Origin of the sequence: Bacteroides sp. HMSC067B03 (genome assembly GCF_001811315.1) — a bacterium.
GTDB lineage: Bacteria > Bacteroidota > Bacteroidia > Bacteroidales > Bacteroidaceae > Bacteroides > Bacteroides faecis.
Window position 1 is genome coordinate 39,060 of record NZ_KV804245.1, and the last position, 6,850, is coordinate 45,909.

6 protein-coding genes are annotated in these 6,850 nt (G+C 40.8%); 1 reads left to right on the top strand and 5 read right to left on the bottom strand.

Going from position 1 to position 6,850, the window contains the following annotated elements:
- Nucleotides 1-72 precede the first annotated feature (72 nt).
- The 3 genes from HMPREF2794_RS01320 to lon are packed head-to-tail and all read right to left on the bottom strand — an operon-like array spanning nt 73 to nt 4,766.
- A complete protein-coding gene (locus tag HMPREF2794_RS01320) occupies nt 73-1,170 on the bottom strand; it encodes an LptF/LptG family permease (RefSeq protein WP_010538056.1) in 1,098 nt (365 codons plus the stop codon).
- Between the two features lie 3 nt (nt 1,171-1,173).
- Nucleotides 1,174-2,304, bottom strand: a complete 1,131-nt coding sequence (tgt, locus tag HMPREF2794_RS01325; RefSeq protein WP_022300734.1) for a tRNA guanosine(34) transglycosylase Tgt — start codon at nt 2,302-2,304, stop codon at nt 1,174-1,176.
- Complete coding sequence (gene lon, locus HMPREF2794_RS01330) at nt 2,301-4,766, bottom strand: endopeptidase La (protein ID WP_010538054.1); 2,466 nt, start codon at nt 4,764-4,766, stop codon at nt 2,301-2,303. The genes tgt and lon overlap by 4 nt, the downstream gene beginning before the upstream one ends.
- A gap of 214 nt (nt 4,767-4,980) precedes the next feature.
- On the opposite strand from lon, the gene HMPREF2794_RS01335 reads away from it, so the two are divergent.
- Complete coding sequence (locus HMPREF2794_RS01335; RefSeq protein ID WP_055268907.1) at nt 4,981-5,694, top strand: tRNA1(Val) (adenine(37)-N6)-methyltransferase; 714 nt, start codon at nt 4,981-4,983, stop codon at nt 5,692-5,694.
- Nucleotides 5,695-5,735: 41 nt separating this feature from the next.
- Here HMPREF2794_RS01335 and HMPREF2794_RS01340 read toward each other — a convergent pair whose 3' ends face one another.
- Nucleotides 5,736-6,488 carry a class I SAM-dependent methyltransferase gene (locus HMPREF2794_RS01340; protein WP_055268825.1) on the bottom strand — a complete coding sequence of 251 codons (753 nt, stop codon included), beginning with the start codon at nt 6,486-6,488 and terminating at the stop codon, nt 5,736-5,738.
- A 9-nt stretch (nt 6,489-6,497) separates the two neighbouring features.
- Entirely contained in the window at nt 6,498-6,755 is a 258-nt protein-coding gene (locus HMPREF2794_RS27435; RefSeq protein WP_081030748.1) for an Arm DNA-binding domain-containing protein, read from the bottom strand.
- Between the last annotated feature and the right edge of the window lie 95 nt (nt 6,756-6,850).

Here is a 6,850-nt window from a genome sequence, read left to right on the forward strand (position 1 = left end):
GCACTTGCCTTTGGCAAGGATAGGCGGAACTTCTATTTTATATCTATTGTGTAATCTCTGAATGCTATTTCTTTATTTAGGTGCTTTCTGGTACAGATAGAATGCGATGCCCGCATAGAGAATATTCGGAATCCAGACTGCGATTGCAGGAGGTACATTACCGTTGATGGCAAAGGTTGAAGTGATCGTCTGGAAAAGGATATAGGAGAAACTTAGTCCTAAACCGATGCCCAGATGAAGCCCCATGCCGCCCTTGGTTTTTCGCGACGAAAGGGAAACACCGATGATTGTCAGAATGAACGATGCGAATGACATTGCAATTCGTTTGTGATATTCTATCTCAAACTCTTTGATATTGGCAAATCCCCGCCGTTTCTGTTTTTCAATGTATTCGCTCAATTCCGGACTGGTCAGCATTTCCTGCTGGTTCTTCATAATCAGGAAGTCTGACGGGTCCATATTTATAATAGAATCAATTCGGTCTCCTTTAGTGATTTTCTCTTTTAGTCCGTCCAGTTCGCGTACCATATAGTCATGAATAGTCCATTTATTGACCGTTGTTGTATCGTAAGTGATTCGACGCGCCGTTAAATGGGAAACAAGTTTTTTGTCAACAAACTTATCCAATGAAAAACGATTGCCGGTTTTCATCCCGTCATTGTAATTATCTATATAGGCTATGACGCCACTGTCCACTTCCAGCTGTACATTTCGGACTGAGTTTACTTTCTTCGGCTTGATGTATTTATCCTCAAAATTCAGGCGGGTAACACTGCCTTTGGGAATGACGAATGAGCTCATCATGAACGTCGCTACAGCAATGATGGCGGCAGAGATCATATAAGGGCGCATCATTCTTTTAAAACTCATACCGGTGGAGAACATGGCTATAATTTCAGAGTTCTCTGCCAGCTTGGAGGTGAAAAAGATTACGGCGATGAATACGAACAGCGGACTGAACAGATTGGAGAAGTAGGGGATGAAGTTCATGTAGTATTCAAAGATGATCTTGTCCCAAGGAGCTTCATGCTCCATTAGCTTGTCCATCTTCTCGTTGAAGTCGAATACCACCGCAATTGAAATAATCAATGCGATGGCAAATACGTATGTCCCCAAGAACTTCTTGATGATATACCAATCCAGCCGTTTTATAAATCGATTGCTTTTCATTCTTTATAATCTTGTTGACACTCTTTTCACCATCATCGGCTTCCAGGTAGAGAAATCTCCGGCAATGATATGCTTCCGGGCTTCTCCTGCCAGCCACAGGTAAAATGCCAGATTGTGTATGGAAGCAATTTGCATTGCCAGCAGCTCTTGTGCATGGAAAAGGTGACGTAAATATGCTTTGCTATATAGTGTGTCTACAGCGGAAGCTCCGTCTGCTTCGATAGGAGAGAAGTCTGTTTCCCATTTTTTGTTTCGCATGTTAATAATGCCGTCTTTGGTAAACAACATGCCATTTCGTCCGTTTCGGGTAGGCATCACACAATCGAACATATCCACTCCGCGCTCAATACCTTCAAGGATATTGACAGGAGTACCGACTCCCATCAGATACCGGGGCTTGTCTTTAGGAAGAATTTCGTTGACAACCTCTATCATTTCGTACATTTTATCTACCGGTTCGCCTACGGCTAAGCCACCGATTGCATTTCCATCCGCTCCTTTGGAGGCGACAAACTCTGCGGATTGTTTGCGCAGATCTTGATAAACACATCCTTGCACGATAGGGAAGAGAGACTGGTGATAGCCATATTTCGGTTCGGTTTCGTTGAAACGCTGTATACAACGATCGAGCCATCTGTGTGTCAGTCCTAATGACTTTTTGGCATAGGCATAGTCCGAATCTCCCGGAGGACATTCGTCAAAAGCCATCATGATATCAGCACCAATCGTACGTTCTATATCCATCACCTTTTCCGGAGTAAAGATGTGCTTGCTTCCGTCAATGTGTGAACGAAATTCAGCTCCTTCTTCCCGAAGTTTTCGTATTCCTGCCAATGAGAATACCTGAAATCCTCCACTGTCGGTCAACATCGGACGATCGAAGCCATTGAAGCGATGCAGGCCACCTGCTTTTTCAATTACGTCCAATCCCGGACGCAAGTATAAATGATAGGTGTTGCCCAGAATGATCTGTGCCTGAATATCTTCTTTCAGTTCTGTGAGATGAACTCCTTTCACAGTGCCCAATGTTCCCACAGGCATGAAAATAGGTGTTTGTATCTGCCCGTGGTCCGTTGTTATCAGACCGGCACGGGCATTACTTTTAGTGTCTGTATATTGTAACTCAAATGTCATTCCTGGCTGGGTTTCTTTACAGATAAATCAATGGCATCCGCAACTTTTTCGTCTGTCAGCGCGATTGCGAATACTTCTTTTATGTCATTAACATAGTGGAATTGCAATCCTTTTAAATAAATGTCTTGAATTTCATCTATGTTCTTTTTATTTTCGGCACTCATGATGATTTCCTTGATTCCGGCACGTTTAGCGGCAAGAATCTTCTCTTTAATACCACCAACAGGGAGTACTTTGCCACGGAGAGTAATTTCTCCAGTCATAGCGAGATTAGCTTTCACTTTTCGCTGGGTCAAGGCAGAAGCTAAAGAAGTAGCCATCGTAATACCTGCTGACGGTCCGTCTTTGGGGATAGCACCTTCGGGCACATGGATATGTATATTCCAGTTATCGAAGATATCTTCGTTCAAATTGAGGATAGAAGCATGTGCCTTAATGTATTCAAGTGCCAGCATGGCTGATTCCTTCATCACATCTCCCAAATTACCTGTTAATGTAAGTCGGGCACCTTTACCCCGGCTCAGACTCGTTTCTACAAAGAGTATTTCACCGCCAACAGCAGTCCATGCCAATCCGGTTACTACACCTGCGTACTCATTCCCCTGATATTTGTCGCGGGTATATTCCGGTGCTCCCAGGAATTCATACAAATCAGCCGGTTTAATTTCTGTTTTTGCAAAATAACCATCTGTTGCATATTGGCGGGCTGATTTACGAAGGATCTTGCCGATTTTCTTTTCCAGTTCACGAACACCGCTTTCACGGGTATATGATTCAATAATTGCTTCCAAGGTATCTTTCGGAATCTTGATATCGGTCTTTTTAAGGCCGTTTGCTTCCAGCTCTTTTGGTAACAGGTGCTTACGGGCAATTTCTACTTTTTCTTCCGTGATATATCCGCTGACTTCAATCAACTCCATACGGTCGAGCAATGGTCCGGGAATTGTATTCAGATTGTTGGCCGTTGCAATAAACAGTACTTTGGAAAGATCATAATCTACATCCAGAAAGTTATCGTGGAATGAAGTATTCTGTTCCGGGTCAAGCACTTCCAATAAAGCTGATGACGGATCGCCTTGACGGTCAGCACTGACCTTGTCAATCTCGTCTAATATGAACACAGGATTAGAGGCTCCTGCTTTAATCAGACTCTTGATGATTCGTCCGGGCATAGCACCGATATAAGTTTTGCGGTGACCGCGAATTTCTGCTTCATCGTGTACGCCACCCAAAGACATACGAACATATTTCCGTTTCAGTGCCGATGCGATAGATTTTCCGAGGGATGTTTTACCGACTCCCGGAGGGCCATACAAACAGATGATTGGTGACTTCATATCACCTTTCAGTTTTAAGACAGCAAGGTGTTCCAAAATGCGTTCTTTTACTTTTTCCAGTCCATAGTGGTCTTTGTTCAACGTCTTTTCTGCATTCTTCAAATTCAGATTGTCTGTTGTATAAACTCCCCATGGCAGATTAAGCATGGTTTGCAGATAGTTAAGCTGTACGCTGAAGTCCGGTGATTGCGGATGTGTACGTTCCAGTTTAGCCAATTCTTTCAGGAAAGTCTCTCTGACTTCTGCATTCCAGTGCATCTTGACAGCTTTTAGACGCATCTCCTCAATTTCCTGTTCCTGACCGCTGCCGCCCAGTTCGTCCTGAATCGTTTTAATCTGTTGCTGGAGGAAATATTCGCGCTGTTGCTGATCGATATCCTCACGGGCACGCATTTGGATAGATGCCTTAATTTCTGCCAACTGTACTTCACGATTCAAGATTTCCAATAGATGATAAGTACGTTCTCTGAGTGAGTTGATACTTAATAAATCCATTTTTTCGTCTTTCTTGAATGGCAGGTTGGCGCAAATAAAATTAATGAGGAACATCGGATTGCTGATGTTCTTTATGGCAAATGACGAGTCCTGATGCATTTCTGATGATTTGATATAGCGCATCGTCAAGTCCTTGCATGTTTCTACCAGGGCTTGAAACTCTTTGTCGTCTTTGTTTGGAATATCTTCTTCCAGAAGTTCTACCTCACCCTTCAGATAAGGATGTGTATCTACGATCTCTTTCAAGCGCAGACGTTTCATTCCCTGAAGGATGACTGTTGTCGTTTGATCAGGCATTTCCAATACCCGTACAATTCGTCCAACAGTTCCGATGTTGTGTAAATCTTCCAGTTTAGGGTCTTCTGTGTGTGCCGATCTTTGGCAAATCACTGCAATATCTTTGTGTTTCTTTTCAGCTTCGCGAACGAGCTTCAATGAGGCTTTTCTACCTACCGTGATAGGTAAGAATACTCCGGGAAACAACACCATATTACGAAGGGGGAGAACCGGAAGGATATCACCGGATTTTATATTCACATCAAACGCATGTTCGTCATTGCCATCATAGTCAGTAATTAGCGAGAAGCCGTTCTCACCAACTTCTTCCTCCAATAAGTATCTTTCTTTCATCTTTTCGTTTTAATTTAGTTTATGTCATACATAATATGCATAAATCGTTTGCAAAGTTAATTGATTCTCTCTAATAATAAAGCACAGTGTGGAATAAAAACACAAAAACAATGCCAAATTTTCGGGCAGTAATGGATTTATTCCATAATAATTATTTATTTTTGACGGTTTTCAGCAAAGATCAGTAAAAAATAGGTTTTAGATGGCTAATAAAATGGCGAATCCTTTCTTTCAGTTTAAGCAGTTTACAGTGTGGCATGACAAATGTGCCATGAAGGTCGGTACGGATGGGGTGCTTTTAGGTGCATGGGCTTCTGTTCAGGATGCACATCGAATTCTGGATATCGGTACTGGAACAGGATTGGTTGCTTTGATGCTAGCGCAACGTAGTTTGCCGGATGCGAAAGTTATTGCGCTGGAAATAGATGAAGCCGCTGCCCGACAGGCTAAAGAAAATGTGACCCGCTCTCTTTGGAAGGATAGGATAGAGGTGGTGAAGCAAGATTTTTTGTCCTATCAATCTTTGGACAAGTTTGATGTTGTAGTTTCCAATCCTCCTTACTTTGTGGATTCTCTCAGTTGTCCGGATCAGCAACGAAATATGGCGAGGCATAATAATTCCTTAACCTATGAGAAGTTATTGGAAAGAGTAGCTGATTTGTTGGCGGAAGAAGGTCTTTTTACAGTTGTAATACCCACAGATGTAGCTGATAGAGTAAGAACGATAGCGTCTGCACATAGTTTGCATGCAGTTCGTTCGCTTAATGTGATAACTAAACCGGGAGGTGCTCCCAAACGAACGCTAATTACTTTTTCTTTTCATGATCAAGAGTGCGTTGTTGAAGAATTATTAACGGAAGTTGCTCGTCATCAATATAGTGAAGAGTATATAGCACTGACTCGGGAATACTATTTAAATATGAAATGAAATCTTCAAATAGGAAGTGCTATTCCATATTAATTAATAGTTTATTGACACACAAATATCTGCTTTTCCGAACTGTCATAAAATGCTTCTTCTTCAAAACTTCCAAACTTATGAATAATTTTAAAACCATTCCAATCTAAGTATGTATCTAATTCTTGAGGGAAGAATAGTCTCATATCCAGATTTTGAATTGAATCAAATTTACCATTAATAAAATAATGCCATTCTATTCGATTGATCTGAGTTTTTCTTTCATATCGCATTAGCTGCTTTATCAATATCTCCCTTCCGTCCTTAGTTGTATATGCAGCAACTTCTATTTGCTTTTTTTCATGTTCAACGATATATTGAATGTTGGGATTAAAGCAATCTAGTAGAAACCGGCCTCCTGTTTTGAGATGTTTTTTAACGGTATTAAATGCCTTAAACAGATCTTCATTTAGATATAAATGATGGATTGAGTTAAAGGGAATAAATATGAGATCATATTTATTCTGCAAATCCAAAGTTCTGATATCAGCTTCAATAAACTCAATCTTTAATCCTGCTTCGGAAGCTTTCGCTTTCGCTTGTTCAAGCATAGAAAAAGTGTAATCTACTCCACTAATATTATATCCGTCTTCTGCTATTGGAATAGTAAGTCTGCCTGTACCACAGCAAAGCTCAAGTATACGGGCATCTTTATTTTGGGGCATCCACCGCTTGTAAAATTGCAAATCATCTATGTGAGTATTCATTCCATCATAAATATTCGCATCATAAATTAGATCCCCAACTTTATAATTGCTGTTCATTTTATTATTTTAATTACGTACCGGGTTGATTATTAATATTCTCTTAATCTTGCAAAGATAGTCATTCATTTGGATATACGCATTTATTTCGTACTCTATCATTTCGCCGTTTGTTACGTTTGGCGGGATCCGTTTGGAGTCATCCATGTTTTCGGGCTGGATATAGTAGCTGGTGGCTATATACTGGGATTCTCTATTATGATAGATTCTAATTTTTATATTGGATGTTCCATCTTGTTTTATATGTCTTCCAGTTTGGAAAACGATCGCTTTAAATGTTGTCGTACTGTTTTGATGTTTTTTAAAGGTTTAAAATCGCATTAAACAACTTGAATCGGTCTGAATTGATAGAAAATTGTCTT